This window comes from Mycobacterium lehmannii (assembly GCF_001499925.1).
Taxonomy (GTDB): Bacteria; Actinomycetota; Actinomycetes; order Mycobacteriales; family Mycobacteriaceae; genus Mycobacterium; species Mycobacterium lehmannii.
In genome coordinates this window covers 123,873-149,961 of the sequence record NZ_LQIR01000069.1, presented here as the reverse complement: position 1 = coordinate 149,961, position 26,089 = coordinate 123,873, and the positions used below count along the sequence as shown (strand labels likewise).

The following is a 26,089-nucleotide window of genomic DNA, read 5'->3' as shown; positions in this document are numbered from 1 at the left end:
CGGGACGAATGTACGCGCAGCCCTGCCTGCTGGCCACCCGAGGAACGCTTGCGCCGACGTCAAATATTCGCGGCGAAAACGGTTTTCAGCTCGCCGATGATGTCGTCCCACAGCGGCTCGGGCAGTTCGTGACCCATACCGTCGAACAGCACCAGCCGGGCGTTCTCGATGGCCTTGGCGATAGCGCGTCCTCCTGACGGGCGCATCAGCTTGTCGGCCTTGCCGTGCAGCACCACCGTGGGGGCCGTGATCTCGCGGTCGTAGTGCAACAGGCTGCCGCTGCCCAGGATCGCCGAGAACTGCCTGCCGATCCCGGCGGGGTGGTAGCAGCGGTCGTAGTCCGCGATCGCGTCGGCGCGCAGCCGCTCCTCGGAGGCGGGGAAGCCCGGGCTGCCGATGATCTTGTTGACCCGGATGGCGTTTTCGATGATCGCCTCGCGGGTGTTGCCCTTGGGCCGCTGCAAGATCGCGATCAGCTGCCGCGGACCCGGTGGCGGCAGCAGCGTTTGGTTGTTGCTCGAGAAGATGATCGCCAACGACTGCGTGCGCGGTTTGTGCCTGGCGGCGAACACCTGGGCGATCATCCCGCCCATCGACGCGCCGACAACGTGGGCGCGCTCGATCTCGAGGTGGTTCAGCAGGGCGGCCGCGTCGTCGGCCATGTCTTCGAGTGTGTATGCGGCCGGGCTTTTCCTCCCGAGCAGCGAGCGCAGCATCCGCGGCACCAGCGGGGCGTCGGTGCGCAGCCCCCGGAGTTTCGTGGAGAGGCCGACATCTCGATTGTCGAACCGGATGACCCGCAGGCCCTGGTTGATGAGCCGCTCACAGAAATCTTTGCGCCACATCAGAAGTTGCGCGCCAAGTCCCATGATGAGCAGGACCGCCGGGTCGTTCGGATCGCCCATGTCCTCGTAGTAGATTTCGAGATCGCCGGACTTGGCGAATCCGGTTCGGACCTGCATTCAGCCGCGGACCTCGCTGTCGAGTTCCGTGTCGTGCTCCCTGCTGACCTCGACCATGAAGTTGGCGAAGTAGCCGGTCAGCTGGGGATCCGACATCATCTGCCACTTCGGTGCGAGCAGCTTCATGTAGCGCTCGACGTAGAGGAACTGCTTGCCGATCAGAACCAGTTCGCGCGGCAGCTTGACGTCATATGCCTCGGCGAGCGTCGACAGTTGCTTGCCGATCTCGGCGTAGCTCATGTCGCCCAGCGTCGACATGGTCAACGGCGTCGCGAACTTCTCCAGGTCCTTGGCGGCCTCGGCCTCCGGCTTCATGGTGCCGACCGCGCCCATCAACACGACGATCTTGCCCGCTGCGGCGTGGTCCTTCTTCACCAACAGCGCGTACACGAGTTCGCGCAGCAGCCAGCGGGTGCGCGGGTCGACCCGGCCCATGATCCCGAAGTCGAAGAACACGATCTTGCCGTCGTCGTCGACGTAGAGGTTGCCCGCATGCAGGTCGCCGTGGAACAGCCCGTGTCGCAGGCCGCCTTCGAAGACGCTGAACAGCAGCGCCTTGACCAGTTCGGTGCCGTCGAAGCCCTTCTGCCGGATGGTCTTGACGTCGTCGATACGGGTGCCCTGGATGCGCTCCATCGTCAGCACGCGCTCGCTGGTGAGATCCCAATAGACCTGGGGCACACGGATATTGCGCCCCAGCGGGGAGGCGTGCATGTGCGCGACCCAGGCGTCCATGGACTGCGCCTCGAGCCGGAAGTCGAGTTCCTCAGCCAAGTTGTCGGCGAAGTCGGCGACGACGTCTTGAGCGCTCAGGCGCTGACCCAGCTTGGCGAACTCGACCAGCCGCGCGCCGCGCTTGAGGATCTGCAGATCCGCGGCGACCCGCCTGCGGATGCCGGGGCGCTGGATCTTGACGACGACCTCTTCACCGCTGTGCAGCGTCGCGTAGTGGACCTGGGCGATCGACGCGGACGCGAACGGCTTTTCGTCGAAGCTCTTGAACAGGTTCGCGGGTTCGTCGCCGAGATCCTCGACGAACAGCTTGTGCACCTCTTCGGGGTCCGCGGGCGGAACCCGGTCGAGCAGGCTGCGGAACTCCTTGGACAGCGGCTCGCCGAACGCGCCGGGACTCGACGCGATGATCTGGCCGAACTTGACGTAGGTGGGCCCCAGGTCAGCGAACGCCTGCGGGACCTGCTTGATGATCTTCTGCTGCAGCGAACCGCGGCCGGCGATCTTCGAAACGACCCGCGCGCCGGTACGGGTGATCTGCCAACCCGTGGCGCCGACGCGGGCCGCCTCGATCGGCAGGGGGACCCTGTCGAGCTTGGCTACGTCGCGGTGCTGCGTCTTTCGCGTGGCACTCATAACGGCCAGTGTCTCAAAATCCGCGGTGGCCCGTAAAAACGTGTGCACCGGCTCACAGTTGGCCTTCTAAGGGTCCCGGTTGCGCCGAAATTGCATTCCAGCAGGCCGCTACTCGTACTTTTCCTGCTGGAATGCCATTTCGCGGCCAATTCACGCCTCGGCGAAACTGCGCTCGACCTCGTCGCGCGTGCGAACCTCGTCGTCGCCCAGCCGGTATGTCGGCAGCGTGTGCGGCACGTCGGTACCCGACGCCACCCTCGCCTGCGCCTGGCGGAACTCCGGTATCGGGCCCTGCGCGACATGCAAGCCGTTGATCACCGACCAGACCGTCGCTCGGCGCGCGGTGCGCTCGAGGATGTTCGGGTCCTTGTGCTGGATCAACTGCTTGCCCCAATGCGGCATCGTGTCGCGGATCGCCCAGTTGATCGCGCTCTGCGCCAGCGGCAGACCCGGCCCCGTGGCAAGCGCCGTGCCGTGGGTGACGGCCAATCGCGGCAGGTAGGACTCGAGGCAGTCGGCGACCTCGGCCTTCGTCTCGGGCAGGTCGGTACCACCCAACGCGTGGCCGACCCGCACGAACTCGCGGTAGTAACGATCGATCTTCTTGCCGCGCAACGGGTTCGGATGGTAAAGCTCGTGCGCGGTCGCCAGGCCCCACACCACGGTGGCGTAGTTCCAGCGCAACCAGTCCGGGTCGTCGGCGTCGTAGCGGGCGCCGTCGGGGCGGGTGCCCTTGATGGTGTGGTGCATCGAACGGACGGCCTTCGCCAGACGCTCGGCGGTCTCGGTCGAGCCGTAGGCGGTGCCTATGAAGAATGCGATCGAGTGGCCGAGACGCACCGCCGCGCCCTTGGGGTCGATCTCGGGAACGGCCACCCCCGTTTTCGGATCGCGCTTCACCAGCCGTGAGTGGTGCATGCCCATCCAGTAGATCGAGGGATCCAGCCGCTCCATGAACGCCGCGCACTGCAGGCCGAAGATCAGCGCCTGCATGTGCGAGTGCACGTGCCAGACCGCACTGCCGGGGCCGAACCAGCCCGGATCGCCCACCGGCGCGGCGAACTCCATACCGCGGAAGTAATTACGCCGGATGTCCTTGTCGAAGCGCTGGTTGAGCGCCTCTCCGATGAACTGGTGCGGCAGCAGAATCACGTGGGCTCCTAGCTTCCAAACTCTGGTCACAGCTGTAGCCAGAATACATTTTGGTCACGTATGTGACCAGAGTTGGCGTGATGCCGCCTACGCTGGGGTCGTGTCCAGTCCGACCCGATGGGCGGGCGTGCCGCTGACGGACCGCCGCGCCGAGCGCCGAGCGCAGCTGATCGACGCCGCCTTCCGGCTGTTCGGCGATGGCGGCGAAGCTGCCGTGTCGGTGCGGTCGGTGTGCCGCGAATGTGGGCTGAACACACGGTATTTCTACGAGAGCTTCGCCGATACCGACGACCTGCTCGGGGCGGTCTACGACCAGGTGAGCGCCCAACTGGCCGAAGCGATCGAAGGGGCCATGTCGCAGGCAGGCGAATCGCTGCGGGCCAGGACCCGGGCCGGGATCGCCGCGGTGCTCGGCTTCAGCTCCCAGGACCCGCGCCGCGGCCGGGTGCTGTTCACCGACGCGCGGTCGAATCCGGTGCTGGCGGCCCGGCGTGCGGCGACACAGGACTTGTTGCGCGAAGGCGTGCTCACCGAGGGTTGGCGGTTACAGCCCGACACCGACTCGGTCGCCGCCCAGGTCGGCGCGGCGATGTACACCGGTGCGATGGCCGAGCTGGCGCAACAGTGGCTGGCGGGCAGGTTGGGGACCGATCTGGACGCGGTCGTCGAGCACGCCGTCAGTCAGGTGCTGCGGTAGGGCCGGCGAAGTTTTCTGTCAGCGCTCCGACGACCGGACCCCACACCGGTTCGGGTAGGTCGTGGCCCATTCCATCGACGACGACGTAGCGCGCGCCGTCGACGGCCCGTGCGACGGTGCGGCCGTTGCGCGGTCGCACCAGCGGATCCTTCGTGCCGTGGATGACGACGGTCGGTGCGGTGATGAGACGGGTGTAGCGCAGCAGGCTGCCGGTGCCGAGGATTGCGTCGAACTGACGCAGCATGCCCTGCGGGTAGTCGCTGCGCTCGCGCAGCTCCCGCACCCGGCGGTGCAGCTGTTCGGCGGGCGGTAAGAAGTTGGGCCCGTTGATGATTGCGACGTTGCGGACCTCGTGGGCCAGTCGCTGCTCGAGTGGTGCGTCGCGGGCGGGCGCGCCGAACGCCAGCCGGATCACCCGCAGAGCGGGTAGCGATGAGAACGGCGTCCCCGCGCTCGTCATCACCAGACCCAGCGATGCCACCCGCTCGGGATGGCGGCCCGCCAGCACCTGCGCGATCATCCCGCCCATGGACGCGCCGACGACGTGCGCGCGGTCGATGCCGAGGTGGTCGATCAGCCCACGCGCGTCGTCGGCCAGGTCGACGAGCGTGTACGGCACCGGACTGGCGCGGCCCAGCAGATATCGCAGCACGCGCGGATACACCGATCCGTCCGCGCGTTGTCCGTCCAACTTCGTCGACAACCCGGTGTCACGGTGGTCGAAGCGAATCACCCGGTAGCCCCGGTCGATCAACCGCGCGCAGAAACCGTCCGGCCACATCGGCAACTGCGCCCCGACGCCCATGATCAGCAGCACCGGCGGATCCGCGGAGTCGCCGAGATCCTCGTAGAAGATGCCGACGTCTCCGCATACCGCGGTGCCGCTACGAACCTGCATGCTCAGCTTTCTACACCTACCCGGCCACCGGTTCCTTGCCCCAGGGCGTGAGCCACGGCGTCGGTTCCCAGTCTTCGAGGCCGGCGAGCAGTTCGTAAAGCGTTGCACCGTCGATGGTTTCGCGGATGATGTCGGCCTGCCCGGCGTGCCGGGCCAGCTCCTCAATCATGTGCAAGATCACCCAGCGCACCGACCATGCCGACACGTCCTTGGGGAACCAGGGCACATGCGGCGGGATCGGCACCGCTGCGTTCAGGTCGGCGGTCTCGATCAACCGGATGGTCTCGGCGTTCTGCTCGTCGAACCGGGCGAGGATGCCGGCGAGGGTCTCGTCGTCGCGCATGACGAACTCGCTCTGGTAGTCGGCCTGCTGGTCCTCCATCGGTCGGCGATCGCTCTCGGTCAGTTCGGGTGCGGCCGCAACGCGCGCCATCCATCCGCGTTGGCAGTTGGTGACGTGTTTGATCAGGCCGCCGATCGACAACGCGCTGACCGACGGTGTCGACCGCGCTTGTTCGTCGGTCAAGCCGAACGCCACGGCGTGGAAGGCGTACTGCTGGGCGGCCACGTACTCGCGAAGACCCTCACGTTCGTCTCCGACTGGTGGGGGCAAAGCGGGCATATCAGTTTCCTCTCGAGTTGGTGTGGGCGTACAGGTCTCGGATGCAGGCGATTTCGGCGCCGTGGTGGATGAACTCGCGATTGATGTGCAGGACGAGCGCGATGAGCGGATGGTCGGCGTAGGGGCCTTCTGCGGGTCCGCACGGCCGGTTCAGGTCCTCGTCGGACAACCCGCGAACCCCGCCGATCCACGTTTGGTACTGCTCGTCGAGTTGTCGCAGCGCCGTCGCGGCGTCGGTGGCGTACCGCCAGGACTGGTAGTCGGCGTAGGGGGCGCCGAAATGGTTGTGGTTGCGCATCGCGAACACGCCGACGATGACGTGCGCGAGGCGCCAGGCGATCGTCGTGAACGGCGCCGGGTTCGGTTCGGGATAGTCGAAGTCGATCGACCCGTCTGCGTGGACAGTCCAGCAGTCGGCAACCGGTTGCCAGAAGTATTCGTCGTCGGTGAGCCCCTGAAACCGGGGGCGCAGGAAGTTGGTCCAGTGGAAGTCGGTCTGCTCGGCCAACTCGTCGGTGATCCTCGCTGTCGTGCTCATGTCGATAGCGTGTCAGAACTATAGGACAGTTCCGGTCCTAAGACTGCGGCAGACTCATGGCATGTCGGAGACGACGAGCCGGATACTGCAGCTGCTGGGCCTGCTGCAGTCCCGGCGGGTGTGGACGGGCGAGGGCCTCGCTGAGCGGTTGGGGGTCACCACTCGCAGCGTGCGTCGCGACATCGAACGGCTACGCGACCTCGGGTACCCCGTCCACGCCAGCAAGGGCCACGGCGGCGGTTATCAACTCGGCGCCGGTGCGGCGTTGCCGCCGTTGCTGCTCGACCCCGACGAGGCCGTCGCGATGGCCGTATGCCTGCGTCTGGCCGCGGGCGGAACGGTGGCGGGGGTCGGCGAATCGGCGCTGCGGGCACTGAGCAAGCTCGATCAGGTGATGCCGTCCAAGCTGCGGTCACAGGTGGCCGCGGTGCACGAATCGACCGTCACGCTGATGGCCCCGACCTCCGATACACCGGTCGAACCCGACGTTCTGATGACCCTCGCGCGGGCCTGCCGCGACCACGAGCACGTGGCCGCCGGCTACGTCGACATCCGCGGCACCGCGACCCAGCGCCGGCTCGAGCCCTATCAGCTGGTCACCACCGGTCGGCGCTGGTACCTGCTGGCCTACGACCGCGACAAGCAGGACTGGCGCAGCCTACGGTTGGACCGGATGAAAGATGTGCGCGCCCAGGGCAGCACCTTCGTGCCCCGTGACGCGCCCGACGCGGCAACCTACGTGCGGCGGTCGATCAGCAGCTCACCGTACCGCTACGTCGCACGCGTCCACTTCGATGCTCCGAAAGATGTTGTTGCTCAGCATTTCTCACCGTCATCGGCGACGATCGAACCCGACGGTCCGCACGCATGCGTCGTCACGGCCGGTGCCGACGACCCCGAACGCATGGTGCTGTACTTCGCGACGGTCGGCTGCGATTTCCGGGTACTTTCACCGCCGGAGGTGATACAGGCGGTGGAGGCGGTCTCGAAGCGGCTGCGACGAAGCGTCAGCCGGTGAGCTCAAGGCGGTCGGCCAGCATCAGGAATGCTGACGCGAACGGGTTGTCGGCGGTCTCGGCGCGGAGTTGTTCCCAGTCCAGTTGTTCGCGGACTGCACGCACCGCGGGAAGCAGTGCGGAGAAGTCGCAATGGTGTTCGTTGAGGGAGTTCAGCTTCTCGCGCATGACCTCGGTGGGCGCCAGCACGCGCATCCGGATCGCGAGCACGTCGTACTCCTCGGCCGCCAGGACGGTTTCCTTGTCGACCGGAACGCCGTTGAGCCGGTGCAGCACGTCGATGACGAAGTCGTCCTCGACGCACGCCTTGAACAACCAGTCCTCAGGTGTGCGCTCGACCCGGAAACCCGCCTCCTCCAGTGTCGCCGCGGCCTTCTCGGTGTCGGGCTCGGCGACCACGAAATCCACGTCGTGCACCGGTTCTGGACCTCCGAACACCCACAGCGCGTAGCTGCCGCCGAGGGCGAAATCGGGGCCCTGGGCGCGCAACGCCGACGCCGCGCGTTTGAGCGCGTCGCGCAGATCATCGTTTCTCTGGGGCACTACTCTCCTGGGGCCGACTGATGGGCTAGCAGCCATTGTGGGTAGCTAGTACCCATGCAGATGCGGATGGCCACCTTCAACATCTTGCACGGGCGCAGTGTGCACGACGGGCTCGTTCACCGAGACCGCCTCGTGGAGGCCGTCAGGGAACTCGACGCCGACATCCTGGCCCTGCAGGAAGTCGACCTCGACCAGCCGCGCTCGGGGATGGCCGACCTGACCGCGGTCGCCGCCGAAGCGATGGGTGCGGTGAGCCACCGGTTCGTGGCGGCGATCTCCGGCACACCCGGTGCCACGTGGATGGCGGCCACCGGCGACGAGCAACCAGGGACCGCCGCCTACGGCATCGCGCTGCTGTCGCGGTTTCCCGCCGAGTCGTGGCAGGTGCTGCGGCTGCCGCGGATTCCGGTGCCGTTTCCGATGTATCTGCCGGGTCCGAACCGGGTGAAGGTGGTCAACGAAGAGCCGCGCGCGGCGGTCGTCGGCCAGTTGAACACTCCGCTGGGGCCGCTGACCGTCGCCAACACCCATCTGTCGTTCGTGCCGGGGTGGAATCGGATGCAGCTGCGCCGACTTCTGCGTGACATGCGCGGCTTCCCGTCGCCGCGAGTGCTGATGGGCGATCTGAACATGGTGCCGCAAACGATCCATCGCTGGACCCGCCTGCGACCGCTCGCCTCGGCGGTCACCTTCCCGGCCGATGAGCCCGACCGCCAGCTCGACCACATCGTCACCGACGACAGTGGCCTGCGGGTGCAGCGGTGCTGCGCGCCTTCGCTTCCGATCTCGGATCACCGCGCACTCGTCGTCGACATCACCCGCGCCTGATTTCTTCCGCAATGCGGGGGTGACCGCACGTAGGGTTTGGGTGTGCGGGTCACCTCGGCGGAGTCGACGGATCTGTTCGTCGGGCCCGCGGACGCGCCGTCGCAGATCGTGCGGGTGACTTACACCGATGGGGCGGGCGAGGTGCGCGTCGACGGCGACGGGCTGGCGGGCCACGCGCGAGCGGCGGTCGGCGACGGCACCGTGGAGGTGGCGGTCACGGTCACCGCCCCGGCCCCCGGTGAGCAGCGGCCGGCGCGGATCGTCACGGGCGACGGCATCACGCCGTTCGTCTTCACCGTCGCCGAACCCGGCTGGACGATGTACATGATCAGCCACTTCCACTACGACCCGGTGTGGTGGAACACGCAGGCCGCATACACCAGTGTGTGGAGCGAGGACCCGCCGGGGCGGTGCCGCCAGACCAACGGCTTCGATCTGGTCAGCGCTCATCTCGAAATGGCCCGCAGGGAACCGGAATACAAGTTCGTCCTGGCCGAGGTCGACTACCTCAAACCGTTCTGGGACACCCACCCCGAGGATCGTGACGATCTGCGCCGTTTTATCGCCGAGGGCCGTGTCGAGATCATGGGCGGAACGTACAACGAGCCGAACACCAACCTCACCAGTCCCGAGACGACCATCCGGAACTTCGTGCACGGCATCGGGTTTCAACGCGATGTGCTCGGAGCCGACCCGGCGACGGCGTGGCAGCTCGACGCGTTCGGCCATGACCCGCAGTTCCCGGGGATGGCCGCAGACGCGGGGCTGACGTCGAGTTCGTGGGCCCGCGGTCCGCACCATCAGTGGGGCCCGATGGCCGGCGGCGGCGACCCACAGCGCATGCAGTTCAGCAGTGAATTCGACTGGCTCTCCCCTTCCGGTCGCGGGTTGCTGACGCATTACATGCCTGCGCACTACGCCGCCGGTTGGTGGATGGATTCGGCGCCGACGCTGACGGACGCCGAAGCCGAGACCTACCAACTGTTCACGTCGCTGAAGAAGGTGGCGCTGACTCGCAACGTGCTCCTGCCCGTCGGCACCGACTACACGCCACCGAACAAGTGGGTCACCGAGATTCACCGAGACTGGAACGCCCGCTACACCTGGCCGCGGTTCATCTGCGCGATACCCAGCGAGTTCTTCGCCGCGGTCCGCGCCGAACTGGCCGAGCACGGTGCCCAGGCGTCGCCGCAGACCCGGGACATGAACCCGATCTACACGGGCAAAGACGTCTCCTACATCGACACGAAGCAGGCCAACCGGGCTGCCGAAGACGTCGTGCTCGACGCCGAGAAGTTCGCCGTGTTCGCCGGGCTTCTCGGTGGTGCCACGTATCCCCAGGCGGCTTTGGCCAAGGCGTGGGTGCAATTGGCGTACGGCGCGCACCACGATGCGATCACCGGTTCGGAATCCGACCAGGTGTACCTCGACCTGCTGACGAGCTGGCGAGACGCATGGGAGCTGGGAAGGGCTGCCCGTGACCATGCGCTGGCTGTGCTGTCGGGGGCCGTGGACGAACCGGTCGTCGTATGGAATCCCCTCGCGCACAAGCGCACCGACGTCGTCACCGCCCGAATTCCGAAGGCGGTCGAAGCTGTGCGTATTGTCGATTCTGCGGGTGAGGAGATACCCGCTCAGGTTGAGCACGGAGGGCGGACGGTCAGCTGGCTCGCCCGTGACATGCCGTCGCTGGGGTGGCAGTCCTACCGGCTCCTGGACGGCGATGGCTCGGCAGCGGCGTGGGAACTGGTGAGCGGAAACGAGATCGGTAACGACCATTACCGGTTGCGGGTCGATCCGTCACGCGGCGGTGCGGTCGAGTCGCTGGTCGAGTGTGGTTCGGGCCGGTCCTTGCTTGCTCACGGTGAGGTCGGCAACGACTTGGCGGTGTACGACGAGTACCCGGCGCATCCCGAGGCGGGCGAGGGGCCGTGGCACCTCCTGCCCACGGGCCCGGTGGTGCGCTCGTCGTCGTCGCCTGCCACGGTGCAGGCCTATCGCGGAGCGCTCGGGGAGCGCCTGGTGATCGAGGGCACCGTCGCCGATGTGCTGCGCTACACGCAGGTTCTCACGCTGTGGCACGGTGTGGCGCGCGTCGACTGCCGGACCACGATCAACGAATTCACCGGCGCCGACCGGCTGCTGCGGCTGCGCTGGCCCTGCCCGGTACCCGGCGCGATGCCGGTCAGCGAGGTCGGTGACGCGGTGATCGGGCGCGGGTTCGCGCTGCTGCACGAACATGACCGCGAGACTGCGGTCGATGCCGCAACGCATCCGTGGACGCTGGACAATCCGGCGTACGGCTGGTTCGGGCTGTCGTCGACGGTGCGGGTCAGGGTCGGCGAAGGGTGCCGGGCGGTCTCGGTTGCCGAGGTGATCACTCCGACTGAAACCGATTCCGCGGTGGCGGGACCGCTGGTGGTTGCGCTTGCGCGCGGCGGTGTCACCGCGACGTGCAGCGGCTCAGACCGGCCGCGTTACGGTGATCTCGCCGTCGACTCGAACCTTCCGGATGTGCGGATCGCACTCGGCGGCCCTTGCGAAAACACCTTCACCGCAACAGTTCTCGAGGCTGTCGATTCGGTGTACGGCGAGGAGGTGAAGCGACAGCTCGATGCGACCGGCGCGGCCAGGGTCTGGGTGCCTGCGGCCGTCCGGCTCGCGGAGGCGTGGGTGCCGAGCGCGGACCTGCGCGATGTGCGAGCACTGCCGGTGCTGGTTCTCGCGGGCTCGGCTCTGGACGATGTGGTGGCGGGTGTGGTCGACGACCTAGCCGACTTCGAGATCGTCGTCGAGCAGGCGGCGCATGCCGATATGGAAGCGTTCGAGGACCGTACGGTGGCGGTGCTGAATCGCGGTGTGCCCGGTTTCGCCGTCGAATCGGATGGGGCGCTGAATCTTTCCCTGATGCGGTCGTGTACCGGTTGGCCCTCGGGCACGTGGATCGATCCGCCGCGCCGCACGGCGCCGGACGGGTCCAACTTCCAGTTACAGCACTGGACGCATACGTTCGACTACGCGTTGGTCTCGGGGGACGGCGACTGGCGCCGGGCAGGCGTCTCCGCTCGCAGCGCCGAGTTCTCGAACCCGCTCTTGGCGGTGACGGAGAAGTGGGGAGCGGTGGGTGGGCTGCCGCCGTCGGGTTCGTTGTTGGAGATTCAGCCGGCGGGCTCGGTGCGGCTCGGTGCGCTGAAGGCCGCAGGCAACCCGCTGGCAAGCGGTAGCGCGCGGCCGGTCCACCCATCTGACGGTGTCGCGATGCGTCTGGTTGAAACCACCGGCAGCACAACCGAAGTCGCGGTCACCTCGGGGCTGCGCCGGGTGTCCGCCGCGGTCCGGGTGGATCTGCTCGAGCAACCCCGCGTGCAGGAGGTGACGCCGGACAGCCTGTCGTTGCACGGTTTCGAGGTCGCCACCGTGCTGGCCCGGTTCAATCTGCCGCAGGTTCTGCATGCCGACCATGCCGTCCTCGCACCGGAGGCGGAGCAGGCCCAGCCGCTCTATGCCAGGTACTGGCTGCACAACCGCGGTCCGGCACCGCTTGGCGGGCTGCCGGCCGTCGCCCACCTGCACCCGCAGCACATCGTGGTGTCGGATTCTCCAGTGCAGCTTCGCCTCACCGTGGCCAGCGATTGCTGCGACGAAGTTCTGCACGGTCGGGTGCGGCTGCTGTGTCCGGACGGCTGGACCACAGAACCCGGTGTGCTGCCGTTCATGCTGCCTCCGGGCGAATACGTCGACACCACCGTGAACGTGACCGCGCCGAAAGGGGCGTCACCGGGTCTGTATCCGATACGTGCCGAACTCGCGTTGACGGGTGCGCATGTCTCGATTCCGCCGTCGTGGCGTCAGGTGGTCGAGGACGTATGTGTCGTCGCGGTCGACGCGCCTCCGGACCACACCCTGTTGCGCCTCGTCGCCGGACCGGAGTCGGTCGACGTGGCGGCCGGCGAGGCGGCCCGTATAGGGGTCAGGGTCGGCACCGACGCGTGCGCCGACGTCGCGGTCGAAGCGCACCTGATCAGCCCGTGGGGCACGTGGGAATGGTTGGGCCCGGCGGTATCCGGTGTCGAGCTGGCCGCTCGGGGCAACACCGAGATCAGCTTCGACGTCGCACCGCCGGAATGGGTTGAACCGGGCGAATGGTGGGCGCTGATTCGATTGGCTGCCGCTGGACAACTCGTCTATTCACCCGCGGTGAAGGTGACGGTGCGGTGAGCGAGTCGGCATGGGCGGGCGTCGCGGCGACGGTGGACGGTGTGCCGGTGTCACTCGACGAGGTCGACGCACGCGAAGCCTCCCTGCGCGCTTCGCGGATCGCCTCCTCGCTGCCGCGTCCCGGCACCAGCGAGGGTCGGCAGCTGCGGCGTTGGCTGACCCAGATCTTGGTTGCCGAGCGCGTCGTGGCCACCGAGGCCGCGGCGCGCCGGTTGAACGTCGTTGACGCGCCGTCCGAGGCCGAGGTACTGCCGGACATGACCGTGCGGATGGAGATCGGCAGCGTCGCGGCTTCGGTGCTGGCCGACCCGCTGGCCCGCGCAGTCTTCGCCGAGGTGTCGGCGGGTATCGACGTCGCCGATGACGAGGTGGCGTCGTACCGGGAGCGAAACCCGTTGCGCTTCAGCAATACAGCGGACGTCACCGCGCATCTGCGCGCCGCCGCGCGTCGCCGGGCCTTCCGGCTGTGGCTGGATGCCCGGTGTGCGGCGGCCGTCGAACTCGCCCCCGGCTACGAGCATCCCGGCGATCCCCGTCAACCCGACAACACCCACCGGCACTGATGGCCGATCTCGCTCTCGCCCTCGACATCGGCGGTACGAAGATCGCCGTCGGTCTCGTCGACGGTGCGGGCACGCTGGTGCACAGGGCCGAATTACCGACGCCGGACGGTGATGCGGAAACGATCTGGGCCGCGGCGGATTCGCTGATCACCGAGGCGCTGGCGACCGCCGGTGGACGGATCCGCGGCGTCGGGATCGCCTCTGCCGGACCGATCGACTTGTCGGCCGGCACCGTCAGTCCGATCAACATCGGCTCGTGGCAACGGTTTCCGATCGTCTCACGGGTGGCTTCAGCGGTCTGCGCGCCGGTGCGACTCGCCGGCGATGGTTTGTGCATGGCGATGGGGGAACACTGGCGCGGTGCCGGCCGCGGCGCCGACTTCCTGCTCGGCATGGTGGTTTCGACCGGTGTCGGCGGCGGACTGGTGCTCGACGGCGCTCCCTACGACGGCCGGACCGGTAACGCGGGCCACGTCGGCCACATCGTCGTCGATCCGGACGGCGCGCCGTGCACGTGTGGCGGGCGCGGCTGCGTCGAGACCATCGCCGGTGGCCCGCGCATGGCGCAGTGGGCACGGGAGCAGGGGTGGGATGCGCCCGCCGATGCCGACGCCAAGGAACTGGCCGAGGCCGCCAGCGCAGGAGACCCCCTGGCGCTGAGTGCGTTTCGCCGTGGCGCAGTCGCGGTGGGCGCGATGATCGCATCGGTCGGCGCGGTCTTCGACCTGGACCGGGTCGCGATCGGCGGTGGCGTGGCCAAGGCCGGGGCGGTGCTGTTCGACCCCGTCCGGGAAGCACTCGCCTCCTACGCCGGGTTGGACTTCATCCGCGGCATCGAGGTGGTGCCCGCCGAACTCGGCAGCGACGCAGGCCTGGTCGGGGCGGCGGCCCTGCTGTGGAAGCAGACGCCAGACGGCTGACTAAGCCGGCTGCGTGCGCTTTCGTGTCTGCCGGGATGACTGGCGGTCCATGTGGTTTCGTCCCCAATCGCACAGGCTCTGCAGCACCGGGGCAAGCGTCATGCCGTATTCCGAGATCGAGTAGTGCACGCACGGCGGCACGGTGCGGGCATCGTGGCGGTCGATGATGCCGTCGGCGACCAACTCGTGCAGATGGCGGATGAGCATGCGCTCGGTGATGTCGGGGATGCTGCGGCGCAATTCCGCGGTGCGCATCGGACCGTCCTGGAGTCGCCACAGGATGGTGCCCTTCCACCGCCCGTCGATGACCGTCAGTGCGGTGTCGATCGGGCATTCGTTGACGCCCTTCTTGGAAACCGCCACGACTCCTCCTGAGCTGACAAATTTGGCAGTACCTTGTTTTGTGGCAGCGTAACGGGCACGGTCGAGGTATGGAAGCAATCATTGGAGTGCTTGCCCTGCTGATCGTCGGACCGTTGGTCGGCGTCGAGCTCGCGGTCGCGGTGTTCCTGAACCCCGTCTTGGGGCGGCTGCCCGACGGTGCTTTCGCGCAGGCGCGCGGCGACAGCGGGCGGGTGCTGGGCAAGGTGATGCCATTCTGGTACGCCGCGGCGCTGGTGGTGCTGATCGTGGCGGCCGTGCTGTTGCGGGTGGACTGGCTGTTCATCACCGCGGCGCTGACCATGGCCTTGGCGGTGGCGGCGACCGTGGCGCTGATGGTGCCGATCAACAACCGCATCGGGCGCTGGTCTGGCGGCGCCGACGTCGACCGCGGGCTGGCACGCCAGTGGGACCGGCTGCACTGGCGGCGGGTGGGTCTGCTTGCCGTGGTGTTCGGGCTGGTGGTCACCGCGGTCGCCGGGGTTTAGGCGGTTTGTGCACGCTCGCGACCGGATGAGCGAGCGCAAGCGGCTGGGAAATCGCGGCGTGTCGTGGGCAAACGCGGACGCTCGCGGAGATCTCTCGCGGAGATGGGGAAGGTGCGTTTTGGCTGATGAGGGGGCGGTCGGCTATTCTTGACGGCGTTCCACCGAAGACCGTCGGTCACCGAGCAATCGGTTGAAGGTCCGGGTTAACCCGGCGACCCACGCAGGAGGACGAGGCTAGTGCTTCTTGCTGCGCCCCGACCTGTCTGCGTCGGGGCGTTCGTCGTTTCCGGGCTCCGACGGTTCCACACACGAGGAGGCATGCATGGCCAAGGATGACAAGGCCGCGGCGGTTGCCGACATCGTCGAGCGGTTCAACTCGTCGACGGCCACCCTCGTCACCGAGTATCGCGGGCTCTCGGTGGCGCATCTCAAGGATCTGCGCCGGGCTCTCGGCGACTCCGCGAGTTACCGCATCGCCAAGAACACGCTGGTCAAGCGTGCCGCGGCGGAGGCGGGCATCGAAGGGCTCGACGAGCTGTTCGTCGGTCCCACGGCGATCGCGTTCGTCAAGGGCGAGGCCGTCGACGCCGCCAAGGCGATCAAGAAGTTCGCCAAGGACAACAAGGCCCTCGTCATCAAGGGCGGCTACATGGACGGCCGCCCGCTGAGCGTGTCCGAGGTCGAGCGCATCGCCGACCTGGAGTCGCGCGAGGTGCTGCTGGCCAAGCTGGCCGGCGCGATGAAGGCGAACCTGTCCAAGGCCGCCGGTCTGTTCAACGCTCCGGCGTCGCAGGTCGCCCGGCTGGCCGCCGCTCTGGAAGAGAAGAAGGCCGGCGAAGAGGCCGCTTAACCACCCACCACCCAGTGATTTGTGGAGCCGCACCGGCGCTGACCGCCGCCAACACTCCACAAATCGCAACTAGAAGTAAGTAAGGAAAGGACCGAAAATGGCCAAGCTGTCCACCGACGAGCTGCTCGACGCGTTCAAGGAACTGACGCTGCTGGAGCTCTCCGAGTTCGTCAAGAAGTTCGAGGAGACCTTTGAGGTCACCGCCGCTGCTCCGGTCGCCGTCGCGGCTGCCGGCCCCGCCGCCGTTGGTGCCCCCGCCGAGGCCGCCGAGGAGCAGTCCGAGTTCGACGTCATCCTCGAGGGTGCCGGCGACAAGAAGATCGGCGTCATCAAGGTCGTCCGCGAGATCGTCTCCGGCCTGGGCCTCAAGGAGGCCAAGGACCTCGTCGACGGCGCTCCCAAGCCGCTGCTCGAGAAGGTCGACAAGGCCGCCGCCGACGATGCCAAGGCCAAGCTCGAGGCCGCGGGCGCGACGGTCACCGTCAAGTAACACCCGGCATTACCACAACTGTGGGGTCGATCCAGCAAATGGGTCGGCCCCACAGTCGTTTTCCAGATGGGTCACAATCTGACCCCAGACGCGTGTGGTGGCCTGCGGAGGTAGGCTACAGTGACTCAAGCCACAAGCGGGAAGCATGTGGCGTGACGATTATTGGCGGAAGGATCTCGCGTGGGCATTGGTATCCAGATTGAGGGACTGACCAAGTCCTTCGGCCCCCAGCGAATCTGGGAGGACGTCACTTTCGACTTGCCGCCGGGTGAGGTCAGCGTTCTGCTCGGCCCCTCGGGTACCGGTAAATCCGTGTTCTTGAAATCCCTCATCGGGCTGCTGCGTCCCGAGCGCGGCAAGATCATCGTCGACGGCACCGACGTGATCCAGTGCACCGCCAAGGAGCTCTACGAGATCCGCACGCTGTTCGGCGTGATGTTCCAGGACGGCGCGCTGTTCGGCTCGATGAGCCTCTACGACAACACCGCTTTCCCCTTGCGTGAGCACACCAAGAAGAAGGAAAGCGAGATCCGCCAGATCGTCATGGAGAAGCTCGAGCTGGTCGGTCTGGCCGGCGACGAGAACAAGTTCCCCGGCGAGATCTCCGGCGGTATGCGCAAGCGTGCCGGCCTGGCCCGGTCGCTGGTGCTCGACCCGCAGATCATCCTCTGCGACGAGCCCGACTCCGGTCTGGACCCGGTTCGTACCGCGTACCTGAGCCAACTGCTGATCGACATCAACGCCCAGATCGACTGCACGATCCTGATCGTGACCCACAACATCAACATCGCCCGCACCGTGCCCGACAACATGGGCATGCTGTTCCGCAAGCACCTGGTGATGTTCGGTCCGCGTGAAGTGCTGTTGACCAGCGACGAGCCCGTCGTCCGGCAGTTCCTCAACGGTCGCCGTATCGGCCCGATCGGTATGTCAGAGGAGAAGGACGAGTCGACGATGGCCGAAGAGCAGGCCATGATCGACGCCGGCCACCACGACGGTGGCGTCGAGGAGATCGAGGGCGTGCCGCCGCAGATCCAGGCGACGCCCGGTATGCCGGAACGCCAGGCCGTCTTCCGCCGGCAGGCCCGGGTGCGTGAGATCATGCACACCCTGCCGCCCAAGGCGCAGGAGGCCATCCGCGACGACCTCGAGGGCACGCACCAGTACCAGGCGCATTCGATGCCCGATCCCGACGGTGCGACCACCCGGCATCGTGCGGTGGAGGACGACGCCCCGACCGGCGCCATCCCGCGCGCGCAGCAGTAAGCCGCGGCCGTGGACGCCGAGCCGACCGCTCGCGTTCCGAAGGCCCGCACTCACAACGCGACGTTCTGCCGGATCTGCGAGCCGCTGTGCGGCATGATCGCGACCGTCGAAGACGGCCGGCTCGTCGAACTGCGCCCCGATAAGGACCATCCGCTATCGGCGGGGTTCGCGTGCCAGAAGGGCATCGCGTTCGCCGAGGTGGTCAACGACCCCGACCGCGTCACCACGCCGCTGCGGCGACGTGCTCGCGCTGACGGTCTTCGCGCAAGCGGTCCCCCGCAAGCGGGTGGTGCCCCCACATCCGAAGGCGGCTTCGAGCCTGTCAGCTGGGACGAGGCGATGACCGACATCGCCGCCCGGCTCAGCGAGATCCACCGCAGGCACGGGGCGGGCGCGATCGGCTGGTATTTCGGCAACCCGGGTGCGTTCAGCTACTCATACACGCTGAGCCTGAGCATGCTGATGGGTGGATTCGGTCTCGGTCTGCGCGGCGGTCCCGGCCGGGGCCTGCACGTGTTCACCGCAGGCTCGCAGGACGTCAACAACCGCTTCGTCGCCAGCCAGTTGCTCTACGGGTCGCCGCTCGCGCTGCCGGTACCCGATGTGTTGCGCACCGACTTCCTCGTGGTCATCGGCGCCAACCCTGTCATCTCACACGGCAGCGTGCTCACCGCGCCGCGGATCCGGGATCGCATGCACGACATCGTCAAGCGCGGTGGCCGCGTGCTGGTCATCGATCCCCGCAGGACCGAGACGGCTGCGCAGTTCGAGTGGCTGGGCATCGTCCCCGACGGCGACGCCTACCTACTGCTGTCCTTATTGCATGTGATGTTCGGTGAGAACCTGGCCGACCGCCGACGCCTCGCGGAACAAGCGAACGGCGCGGATTGGCTCGAGCGTCTGGCCGAACCGTTCACCCCCGAGGTCACCGAGGCGCACACCGGGATCGACCCCGACACCGTCCGCACGCTGGCCCGCGACCTGGCAGGAACCGAACGGGCCGCGGTGTACGGCCGTGTCGGCACCAGCATCGGCGAGAACGGGACGCTGACGACGTATCTGCTTGATGCCGTGAACCTGGTGGCCGGCAATCTTGACGTGGCGGGCGGCAGCATGTTCGGCTGGTTGGGCATGCCGGGGGAGCGGTGGCTCAACAAGGCCGGCGGTGCACTGCTGCGCGCCGTCTACACGCGCAAACGGTCGCGCATCGGCGGATTCCCCTCCGTCCTCGGATCCGAACCCGCGGGCGTGATGGCCAAGGAGATCACCACGCCGGGACGCGGGCAGGTCAAGGCGCTGTTCGTCGGCGCGGGCAACCCGGTGCTTTCCGTGCCCAACGGCGACGAACTCGAGACCGCGTTGGAGTCCCTGGAGCTGATGGTCGGAATCGACCTCTACCTCAACGAGACGCTGGCGCACTGCCACTATGTGCTACCCGCGACGTCGATGTACGAACGCGACGATTTCCCGCTGCCGTTCCAGACGTTGCAACCCACGCCGTTCCGGCAGGCCACCGAGGCCGTCATCGCGCCGATGGGGCAGGCCCGCGCTGAGTGGGAGATCATCGACGACCTCACGGCCAGGATGTGGCGATCGACGCCGGGCCTGACCGCGCTCGCGGCGATACGAAAAGCGTTGTCGGTATTCGGGTTACGGCTCACGCCGCGGACCCTCGTCGACGCGGTGATCCGGCTGGCGGAGGGCGGCGACCGGTTCGGCCTGCGCCGCGGGTTGAGCTTCTCCAAGCTCACGGCGAACCACCCGCGCGGCACGGTGCTGGCGGAGCATCTGCGGGCCGGCGTGCTGCGGGACGTCGTCGTCTACCGCGGCCGCCGGGTGCGTCTGCGCCACGACGAGATTGCCGCCGAGGTCGACAAGCTGTCGCGGCGCCGCGTCGCCGACGGCTATCCGATGCGGCTGATCGGCATGCGTGAGGCGCGGTCGGAGAACTCGTGGATGCACAACTCGCCGCTCCTGATGCGCGGTGAGCGTACGCACCGAGCGCTCATGCACGTCGACGACGCGGCCGCCGCCGGCATCGTCGACGGCGACACCGTCCGGATCACCTCGCCGCACGGCCAGATCGAGATTCCCGTCATCGCCACCAGGGACATCGTGGCCTCGGTGATCGCGGTCCCGCATGGTTGGGGACACAAGGGCACGGCCGGATGGCGGGTCGCCAACGACGCCGGCGGCGCTAACGTCAACCTGTTGATGTCCAGCGATCCGGCCGATATCGAGAGCCTGGCCGGGATGGCCCGGTTGACCGGTGTCCCGGTGCGTGTCGAGCGGGTCGCGGCGATGGCCCTGCAACCCGAGCAGGCCCAAACTTTCGCATAAGGCCGGTTGGCGGCCAGCAAACCCGTTATCTTTCTCCCGTCGTCGAGCGGGAGAGGTCATGGTCGACCGGTTTCTGGTGTGGTTGAGAGCGGGTGTGGTCACCGCAGGACTGTCGGCGGCAATCCTCGCCGCTGCGGGTGCGGCGATGGCCGACGACGGTTCGTCGTCGGATGGCGGTGGGTCCACGTCTTCCGAGTCGTCGAATTCCGCTGACAGTGCGAAGGATTCGGCCGTCGGCGAACCGAGGGGTAGCGCCGCGTCTTCCCGGGCCTCGAACGCGACCACCGCGCGCACGACCGGCGACGCGCCGCGCACCCGCGTCGGCGCCAAGGTGCCCGACGACACAAGGGATGCGAAGAGTTCCGACGCCACCGACAAGGCGGACCGTAGCGACGACAAGAAAAAGCCCGCGGTGACGCCGAAAGACGCCGACACCGCAACAGATGAGGCAAAGGACGCCGAGACCGCAGCACCCCCCGCCGCCGGCGAGACCTCGGCCACCGACGCCGTGGTGGAGCAGCCGGTGGTGGAGCAGCCGGTGGTCGAGCAACCGGTGGTCGAGCAACCCACAACCGACGTCGAGCTGATCGAGGAGGCCGTCGCGAAGTCCGGCTCAGACCGTGACCACACGGACCAGCAGGCCACGGCCGTGGCCTCTCCGAACGCCGCCACGGTCAACCGGGAAGCCACCACCGCGCGAACCGAAGCAGACGCGGCCGGCAAGAAGGATGCCCTCGTCGCCGGAACCGACCACACCGTCGACCCGGCCGCTGCCGAAGAACGGACGGCGGTCGTTCTCGAACAGCCGGCCGCCACCGTCGTCGAGGACACCAAGGAACTCGGCGTCCAGGCGGTGGCCTTCGCGTCGGCGCCACCGGCGGTGACCACCGCGACCGCGCCCCAGATCCCGCTCATCCTGCGGGTGATCGGCACGATCGTGTTCGACCTCTACGCCGTCGCGACCCGGCTTCTGGGCGGCCCGCCGATCCTGCCACCCAACAGCACGGTCACCGTGCGTTCCTCGACGCTGCGGATCGACTGCGCGTGCGCGGAAGGCGAAGGGGAGGAGGTGCCCGCCGACTGGTACATCCCGGAGACGGCCGAAGGCGCGCCACCGCCGGATCGGCTGGTCTATCTGCAACACGGCTTCCTCGCCAGCGCCCCGTGGTACAGCCACACCGCAGCCGCGCTGGCTGAACGCACCAACAGCATCGTGGTCGCGCCGTCGATCAGCTCGAACTTCTTCGCTCTCGACGGATGCTGGCTCGGAGGCGCGCCGATGCACGAGGCGATGGCCGGGCTGTTCGACGACGAGAACACCGCGTTGCGCGAGAGCGCGCGCGCCGCCGGCTATTCCGGACCGATTCCGGATCGCGTCGTGCTGATGGGCCACTCGCTCGGCGGCGGCGCCGTTTCGGGCATGGCCGGCTACATGGTCGACAAGCAAACCGTCGACCGGCTCGCCGGGGTGGTGTTGCTCGACGGTGTCGCGCTCGGCGACCCGGCGGTGATGACGGAGTCGCTGAGGAAAGTTCCGCACGACATCCCGATCTACCAGCTCGCCGCGCCGGTCTACATGTGGAACAACTTCGGCGCCGGCCTCGACGCGACCCTCGCGGCGCGGCCCGGCCAGTTCGTCGGCGTGACGCTGGTCAACGGCTCACACGTCGACGCCATGCGGGGCGGCAATCCCCTCATTCAGTTCGCGCAGGAACTGGTCGCCGGGTTCTCGCGGCCCGAGAACTCCGCGGCCGCGCAGATGCTGATGGTCGGGTGGGTCAACGACATGTTCGACCCGGATGGGGCCAAGGAGGGCGTCTACCTGCAGCCCGGCGAGCAGTACAGCTTCGACACCCCCGCAGGCCGAGCCACCGTCGTCGCACTGCCCAACACGCTGACCAAGCCATTCCTGCTCAACTTCCTGGAGCCGTTCATGCCGTTGGCCGACGGGTTGTTCTCTCTGAATCCGGTTTGCGCCCGCGAATCGGTCGGCTCGACCGGCGTCGGGCACTGCAGCAACACGATCGCCGCTTGACGCAAAACTCCACAACAACCCGTGTTATCTCTTGACGGGAAGCCGCCGAGGGGCCAATCTGTTCTGCAGCAATGTATGGACGTATGAGAACGATCGAGTCGCCAGCCAGCGCCCCGATGCGCGCCATACATGCGGTTGGGTTGTGGATGTTTTGCGGATGTTGAGGAATACGCCGTCCTGCGGTACTGTTGGACGTTGCGCTGGCTGCATCCTGCCCACCTAAACCCGCACCTGACACCGATGTCCTCGCCTGAGCCCAGCTCAGTGATCTAGTCGCGTGCCGTGCGTTCGGGAAGTTTGTGGTCGTGAGTGGCCAGCCGAACCGACGCAGATATCGCGACGAAAAGGACCGGTGGTCTACCGGGACGATAGTCGCATGAGGTGCTGGAAGGATGCATCTTGGCAGGGTCCCGCCCAAGCAAGACAGCAGAAGCTACTAAAAACTCCGTCCCCGGAGCACCAAACCGAATTTCTTTTGCAAAGCTCCGTGAGCCCCTCGAGGTTCCCGGGCTTCTTGACGTTCAAACCGAGTCTTTCGAATGGCTGATCGGCTCCGAGGCCTGGCGTGAGAAGGCCAAGGAGCGCGGCGAGGAAAACCCCGTGGGTGGCCTCGAAGAGGTGCTCTCCGAACTGAGCCCGATCGAGGACTTCTCCGGCTCGATGTCGCTGTCCTTCTCCGATCCGCGCTTCGACGAGGTCAAGGCCCCCGTCGACGAGTGCAAAGACAAGGACATGACGTACGCGGCGCCGCTGTTCGTCACCGCGGAGTTCATCAACAACAACACCGGTGAGATCAAGAGCCAGACGGTCTTCATGGGCGATTTCCCGATGATGACCGAGAAGGGCACGTTCATCATCAACGGCACCGAGCGTGTCGTGGTGAGCCAGTTGGTCCGGTCGCCGGGTGTCTACTTCGACGAGAGCATCGACAAGTCCACCGAGAAGACGCTGCACAGCGTCAAGGTGATCCCCGGCCGCGGTGCGTGGCTGGAGTTCGACGTCGACAAGCGCGACACCGTCGGGGTGCGCATCGATCGCAAGCGCCGCCAGCCGGTCACCGTGCTGCTCAAGGCGCTCGGTTGGACCAGCGAGCAGATCACGGAGCGGTTCGGCTTCTCCGAGATCATGATGTCGACGCTGGAGAAGGACAACACCGCCGGAACCGACGAGGCGCTGCTCGACATCTACCGCAAGCTGCGCCCGGGCGAGCCGCCGACCAAGGAGTCCGCGCAGACCCTGCTGGAGAACCTGTTTTTCAAGGAGAAGCGCTACGACCTGGCCCGCGTCGGCCGCTACAAGGTCAACAAGAAGCTGGGCATCACCGAGAATCCGGAACAGACCACGGCGACCACGCTGACCGAAGGGGACGTCGTCGCCACCATCGAGTACCTGGTGCGCCTGCATCAGGGCGACAAGACGATGACCGTTCCGGGTGGTGTCGAGGTTCCCGTCGAGGTCGATGACATCGACCACTTCGGCAACCGTCGTCTGCGCACCGTCGGCGAGCTGATCCAGAACCAGATCCGGGTCGGCCTGTCGCGGATGGAGCGCGTCGTGCGTGAGCGCATGACCACTCAGGACGTCGAGGCGATCACGCCGCAGACCCTGATCAACATCCGTCCCGTCGTGGCGGCGATCAAGGAGTTCTTCGGCACCAGCCAGCTGTCGCAGTTCATGGACCAGAACAACCCGCTGTCGGGTCTGACCCACAAGCGCCGCCTGTCGGCGCTGGGGCCCGGCGGGCTGTCCCGTGAGCGTGCCGGCCTCGAGGTCCGCGACGTGCACCCCTCGCACTACGGCCGCATGTGCCCGATCGAGACCCCGGAGGGTCCGAACATCGGCCTGATCGGCTCGCTGTCGGTGTACGCGCGGGTCAACCCGTTCGGTTTCATCGAGACGCCGTACCGCAAGGTCAAGGACGGTGTTGTTACGGATGACATCGAGTACCTGACCGCCGACGAGGAGGACCGCCACGTCGTGGCGCAGGCCAACTCGCCGATCGATGACAACGGCCGCTTCGTCGAGGAGCGCGTCCTGGTCCGCCGCAAGGGCGGCGAGGTCGAGCAGATCTCGTCGAGCGAGGTGGACTACATGGACGTCTCGCCGCGCCAGATGGTGTCGGTCGCGACGGCCATGATCCCGTTCCTCGAGCACGACGACGCCAACCGCGCCCTGATGGGTGCCAACATGCAGCGCCAGGCGGTTCCGCTGGTGCGCAGCGAGGCCCCGCTGGTCGGCACCGGTATGGAGTTGCGCGCCGCGATCGACGCCGGCGACGTCGTCGTCGCCGACAAGGCGGGCGTGATCGAGGAGGTCTCGGCCGACTACGTCACCGTGATGGCCGACGACGGCACCCGGCACACCTACCGGATGCGCAAGTTCGCGCGGTCGAACCACGGCACCTGCGCCAACCAGCGTCCGATCGTGGACGCCGGCCAGCGGGTCGAAGCGGGTCAGGTCATCGCCGACGGGCCGTGCACCGAGAACGGTGAGATGGCGCTGGGCAAGAACCTGCTCGTGGCGATCATGCCGTGGGAGGGCCACAACTACGAGGACGCGATCATCCTGTCCAACCGCCTGGTGGAAGAGGACGTGCTCACCTCGATTCACATCGAGGAGCACGAGATCGACGCCCGCGACACCAAGCTGGGCGCCGAGGAGATCACCCGGGACATCCCGAACGTCTCCGATGAGGTGCTGGCCGACCTCGACGAGCGCGGCATCGTCCGCATCGGTGCCGAGGTCCGCGACGGCGACATCCTGGTCGGCAAGGTCACCCCGAAGGGTGAGACCGAGCTGACCCCGGAGGAGCGGCTGCTCCGCGCGATCTTCGGTGAGAAGGCGCGCGAGGTCCGCGACACGTCGCTCAAGGTGCCCCATGGTGAGTCGGGCAAGGTCATCGGCATCCGCGTGTTCTCCCGCGAGGATGACGACGAGCTGCCCGCCGGCGTCAACGAGTTGGTCCGCGTCTACGTCGCGCAGAAGCGCAAGATCTCCGACGGCGACAAGCTGGCCGGCCGCCACGGCAACAAGGGCGTCATCGGCAAGATCCTGCCCGTCGAGGACATGCCGTTCCTGCCTGACGGCACTCCCGTGGACATCATCTTGAACACCCATGGTGTGCCGCGCCGTATGAACATCGGTCAGATCCTGGAGACTCACCTCGGGTGGGTGGCCAAGAGCGGCTGGAAGATCAACGGTTCACCGGACTGGGCGAACGCGCTGCCCAAGGAGCTGCTGGAGTCCGAGCCGGGAAGCATCGTCTCGACACCGGTGTTCGACGGTGCACGCGAAAACGAGCTGCAGGGTCTGCTGGGGTCCACGCTGCCCAACCGCGACGGCGAAACGCTCGTCGACGAGGACGGCAAGGCGATGTTGTTCGACGGTCGCAGTGGCGAGCCGTTCCCGTATCCGGTGACGGTGGGCTACATGTACATCCTCAAGCTGCACCACTTGGTGGACGACAAGATTCACGCTCGCTCCACCGGGCCGTACTCGATGATCACCCAGCAGCCGCTGGGCGGTAAGGCGCAGTTCGGCGGCCAGCGGTTCGGCGAGATGGAATGTTGGGCCATGCAGGCCTACGGCGCGGCCTACACGCTCCAGGAGCTGTTGACCATCAAGTCCGACGACACCGTCGGGCGGGTCAAGGTGTACGAGGCGATCGTCAAGGGCGAGAACATTCCCGAGCCGGGCATCCCCGAGTCGTTCAAGGTGTTGCTCAAGGAATTGCAGTCGCTGTGCCTCAACGTCGAGGTGCTGTCGAGTGACGGTGCCGCGATCGAGATGCGTGACGGCGACGACGAGGACCTGGAGCGCGCTGCGGCGAACCTGGGTATCAACCTGTCGCGCAACGAATCTGCCTCTGTAGAAGATTTGGCCTAATAGTTTTCTAGTCCCGAAAGGGGAAAGGG

21 protein-coding genes are annotated in these 26,089 nt (G+C 67.1%); 13 read left to right on the top strand and 8 right to left on the bottom strand.

Features of this window, described 5'->3' with window-relative positions:
* Window positions 1-59: 59 nt before the first annotated feature.
* From AU192_RS24765 to AU192_RS24755, 3 genes are all read right to left on the bottom strand, one after another.
* On the bottom strand, window positions 60-962 hold the full coding sequence (locus AU192_RS24765) for an alpha/beta fold hydrolase (RefSeq protein WP_064400171.1): 903 nt from the start codon (window positions 960-962) through the stop codon (window positions 60-62).
* Complete coding sequence (locus tag AU192_RS24760) at window positions 963-2,330, bottom strand: ABC1 kinase family protein (protein WP_064400170.1); 1,368 nt, start codon at window positions 2,328-2,330, stop codon at window positions 963-965. It abuts the gene before it with no gap.
* A 150-nt stretch (window positions 2,331-2,480) separates the two neighbouring features.
* Window positions 2,481-3,479 (bottom strand): oxygenase MpaB family protein, encoded by a 999-nt coding sequence (locus AU192_RS24755; protein ID WP_064400211.1) that lies wholly within the window; start codon window positions 3,477-3,479, stop codon window positions 2,481-2,483.
* 103 nt (window positions 3,480-3,582) lie between these two features.
* Here AU192_RS24755 and AU192_RS24750 point away from each other — a divergent pair, with 103 nt between their 5' ends.
* The gene (locus AU192_RS24750; protein ID WP_064400169.1) at window positions 3,583-4,179 is read left to right on the top strand and encodes a TetR/AcrR family transcriptional regulator; all 597 of its coding nucleotides are present in this window, start codon (window positions 3,583-3,585) and stop codon (window positions 4,177-4,179) included.
* On the opposite strand, the gene AU192_RS24745 is transcribed toward AU192_RS24750, so the two are convergent.
* From AU192_RS24745 to AU192_RS24735, 3 genes are read right to left on the bottom strand one after another with little or no spacing between them, the layout of a single operon-like run.
* Window positions 4,160-5,077, bottom strand: coding sequence for an alpha/beta fold hydrolase (locus AU192_RS24745; RefSeq protein ID WP_064400168.1), 918 nt, complete (start codon window positions 5,075-5,077; stop codon window positions 4,160-4,162). The two genes, AU192_RS24750 and AU192_RS24745, sit on opposite strands and share 20 nt — an antisense overlap.
* Window positions 5,078-5,093: 16 nt before the next feature.
* Entirely contained in the window at window positions 5,094-5,699 is a 606-nt protein-coding gene (locus tag AU192_RS24740) for a DinB family protein (protein ID WP_064400167.1), read from the bottom strand.
* Window position 5,700: 1 nt separating this feature from the next.
* A complete protein-coding gene (locus tag AU192_RS24735) occupies window positions 5,701-6,237 on the bottom strand; it encodes a DinB family protein (RefSeq protein WP_064400166.1) in 537 nt (178 codons plus the stop codon).
* Between the two features lie 61 nt (window positions 6,238-6,298).
* On the opposite strand from AU192_RS24735, the gene AU192_RS24730 reads away from it, so the two are divergent.
* Window positions 6,299-7,255: a helix-turn-helix transcriptional regulator gene (locus AU192_RS24730; RefSeq protein WP_064400165.1), complete on the top strand. Its 957-nt coding sequence runs from the start codon at window positions 6,299-6,301 to the stop codon at window positions 7,253-7,255.
* Here AU192_RS24730 and AU192_RS24725 read toward each other — a convergent pair.
* A complete protein-coding gene (locus AU192_RS24725; protein WP_099048048.1) occupies window positions 7,245-7,796 on the bottom strand; it encodes a nucleotidyltransferase family protein in 552 nt (183 codons plus the stop codon). The two genes, AU192_RS24730 and AU192_RS24725, sit on opposite strands and share 11 nt — an antisense overlap.
* Window positions 7,797-7,856: 60 nt before the next feature.
* On the opposite strand from AU192_RS24725, the gene AU192_RS24720 reads away from it, so the two are divergent.
* Genes AU192_RS24720 through AU192_RS24705 form a run of 4 tightly spaced genes read left to right on the top strand, consistent with a single transcriptional unit; the run spans window position 7,857 to window position 14,325 of the window.
* On the top strand, window positions 7,857-8,624 hold the full coding sequence (locus tag AU192_RS24720) for an endonuclease/exonuclease/phosphatase family protein (protein ID WP_064400210.1): 768 nt from the start codon (window positions 7,857-7,859) through the stop codon (window positions 8,622-8,624).
* A 42-nt stretch (window positions 8,625-8,666) separates the two neighbouring features.
* Window positions 8,667-12,842: a glycoside hydrolase family 38 N-terminal domain-containing protein gene (locus AU192_RS24715; RefSeq protein WP_064400163.1), complete on the top strand. Its 4,176-nt coding sequence runs from the start codon at window positions 8,667-8,669 to the stop codon at window positions 12,840-12,842.
* The gene (locus tag AU192_RS24710) at window positions 12,839-13,405 is read left to right on the top strand and encodes a DUF7158 domain-containing protein (RefSeq protein ID WP_064400162.1); all 567 of its coding nucleotides are present in this window, start codon (window positions 12,839-12,841) and stop codon (window positions 13,403-13,405) included. The genes AU192_RS24715 and AU192_RS24710 overlap by 4 nt, the downstream gene beginning before the upstream one ends.
* A complete protein-coding gene (locus tag AU192_RS24705) occupies window positions 13,405-14,325 on the top strand; it encodes an ROK family protein (protein WP_064400161.1) in 921 nt (306 codons plus the stop codon). Before AU192_RS24710 ends, AU192_RS24705 begins: the two co-directional genes overlap by 1 nt.
* Here AU192_RS24705 and AU192_RS24700 read toward each other — a convergent pair whose 3' ends face one another.
* The gene (locus AU192_RS24700; protein WP_064400160.1) at window positions 14,326-14,688 is read right to left on the bottom strand and encodes a winged helix-turn-helix transcriptional regulator; all 363 of its coding nucleotides are present in this window, start codon (window positions 14,686-14,688) and stop codon (window positions 14,326-14,328) included.
* A gap of 68 nt (window positions 14,689-14,756) precedes the next feature.
* On the opposite strand from AU192_RS24700, the gene AU192_RS24695 reads away from it, so the two are divergent.
* The 7 genes from AU192_RS24695 to rpoB all read left to right on the top strand — a co-directional run bounded on the left by AU192_RS24695 (window position 14,757) and on the right by rpoB (window position 26,060).
* Window positions 14,757-15,194: an anthrone oxygenase family protein gene (locus tag AU192_RS24695; RefSeq protein ID WP_064400159.1), complete on the top strand. Its 438-nt coding sequence runs from the start codon at window positions 14,757-14,759 to the stop codon at window positions 15,192-15,194.
* Window positions 15,195-15,516: 322 nt separating this feature from the next.
* The gene (gene rplJ, locus AU192_RS24690) at window positions 15,517-16,044 is read left to right on the top strand and encodes a 50S ribosomal protein L10 (protein ID WP_064400158.1); all 528 of its coding nucleotides are present in this window, start codon (window positions 15,517-15,519) and stop codon (window positions 16,042-16,044) included.
* 97 nt (window positions 16,045-16,141) lie between these two features.
* Window positions 16,142-16,534: a 50S ribosomal protein L7/L12 gene (rplL, locus tag AU192_RS24685; RefSeq protein WP_064400157.1), complete on the top strand. Its 393-nt coding sequence runs from the start codon at window positions 16,142-16,144 to the stop codon at window positions 16,532-16,534.
* 180 nt (window positions 16,535-16,714) lie between these two features.
* Window positions 16,715-17,800 (top strand): ABC transporter ATP-binding protein, encoded by a 1,086-nt coding sequence (locus tag AU192_RS24680; protein ID WP_064400156.1) that lies wholly within the window; start codon window positions 16,715-16,717, stop codon window positions 17,798-17,800.
* Between the two features lie 9 nt (window positions 17,801-17,809).
* Window positions 17,810-20,140, top strand: a complete 2,331-nt coding sequence (locus AU192_RS24675; protein ID WP_064400155.1) for a molybdopterin-containing oxidoreductase family protein — start codon at window positions 17,810-17,812, stop codon at window positions 20,138-20,140.
* Between the two features lie 58 nt (window positions 20,141-20,198).
* Window positions 20,199-22,175: an alpha/beta hydrolase family protein gene (locus tag AU192_RS24670; RefSeq protein ID WP_064400154.1), complete on the top strand. Its 1,977-nt coding sequence runs from the start codon at window positions 20,199-20,201 to the stop codon at window positions 22,173-22,175.
* Window positions 22,176-22,574: 399 nt separating this feature from the next.
* Window positions 22,575-26,060 (top strand): DNA-directed RNA polymerase subunit beta, encoded by a 3,486-nt coding sequence (rpoB, locus tag AU192_RS24665; protein WP_064400209.1) that lies wholly within the window; start codon window positions 22,575-22,577, stop codon window positions 26,058-26,060.
* Window positions 26,061-26,089 lie beyond the last annotated feature (29 nt).

Excerpts from the sequence above, each read along its gene's own strand:
- AU192_RS24735 (WP_064400166.1), bottom strand. The coding sequence starts at position 6,237 with ATGAGCACGACAGCGAGGATCACCGACGAGTTGGCCGAGCAGACCGAC.
- AU192_RS24765 (WP_064400171.1), bottom strand. The coding sequence starts at position 962 with ATGCAGGTCCGAACCGGATTCGCCAAGTCCGGCGATCTCGAAATCTAC.
- AU192_RS24670 (WP_064400154.1), top strand. The coding sequence starts at position 20,199 with ATGGTCGACCGGTTTCTGGTGTGGTTGAGAGCGGGTGTGGTCACCGCA.
- AU192_RS24740 (WP_064400167.1), bottom strand. The coding sequence starts at position 5,699 with ATGCCCGCTTTGCCCCCACCAGTCGGAGACGAACGTGAGGGTCTTCGC.
- rplJ (WP_064400158.1), top strand. The coding sequence starts at position 15,517 with ATGGCCAAGGATGACAAGGCCGCGGCGGTTGCCGACATCGTCGAGCGG.
- AU192_RS24730 (WP_064400165.1), top strand. The coding sequence starts at position 6,299 with ATGTCGGAGACGACGAGCCGGATACTGCAGCTGCTGGGCCTGCTGCAG.
- AU192_RS24745 (WP_064400168.1), bottom strand. The coding sequence starts at position 5,077 with ATGCAGGTTCGTAGCGGCACCGCGGTATGCGGAGACGTCGGCATCTTC.
- AU192_RS24760 (WP_064400170.1), bottom strand. The coding sequence starts at position 2,330 with ATGAGTGCCACGCGAAAGACGCAGCACCGCGACGTAGCCAAGCTCGAC.
- AU192_RS24695 (WP_064400159.1), top strand. The coding sequence starts at position 14,757 with ATGGAAGCAATCATTGGAGTGCTTGCCCTGCTGATCGTCGGACCGTTG.
- rplL (WP_064400157.1), top strand. The coding sequence starts at position 16,142 with ATGGCCAAGCTGTCCACCGACGAGCTGCTCGACGCGTTCAAGGAACTG.
- AU192_RS24705 (WP_064400161.1), top strand. The coding sequence starts at position 13,405 with ATGGCCGATCTCGCTCTCGCCCTCGACATCGGCGGTACGAAGATCGCC.
- AU192_RS24720 (WP_064400210.1), top strand. The coding sequence starts at position 7,857 with ATGCGGATGGCCACCTTCAACATCTTGCACGGGCGCAGTGTGCACGAC.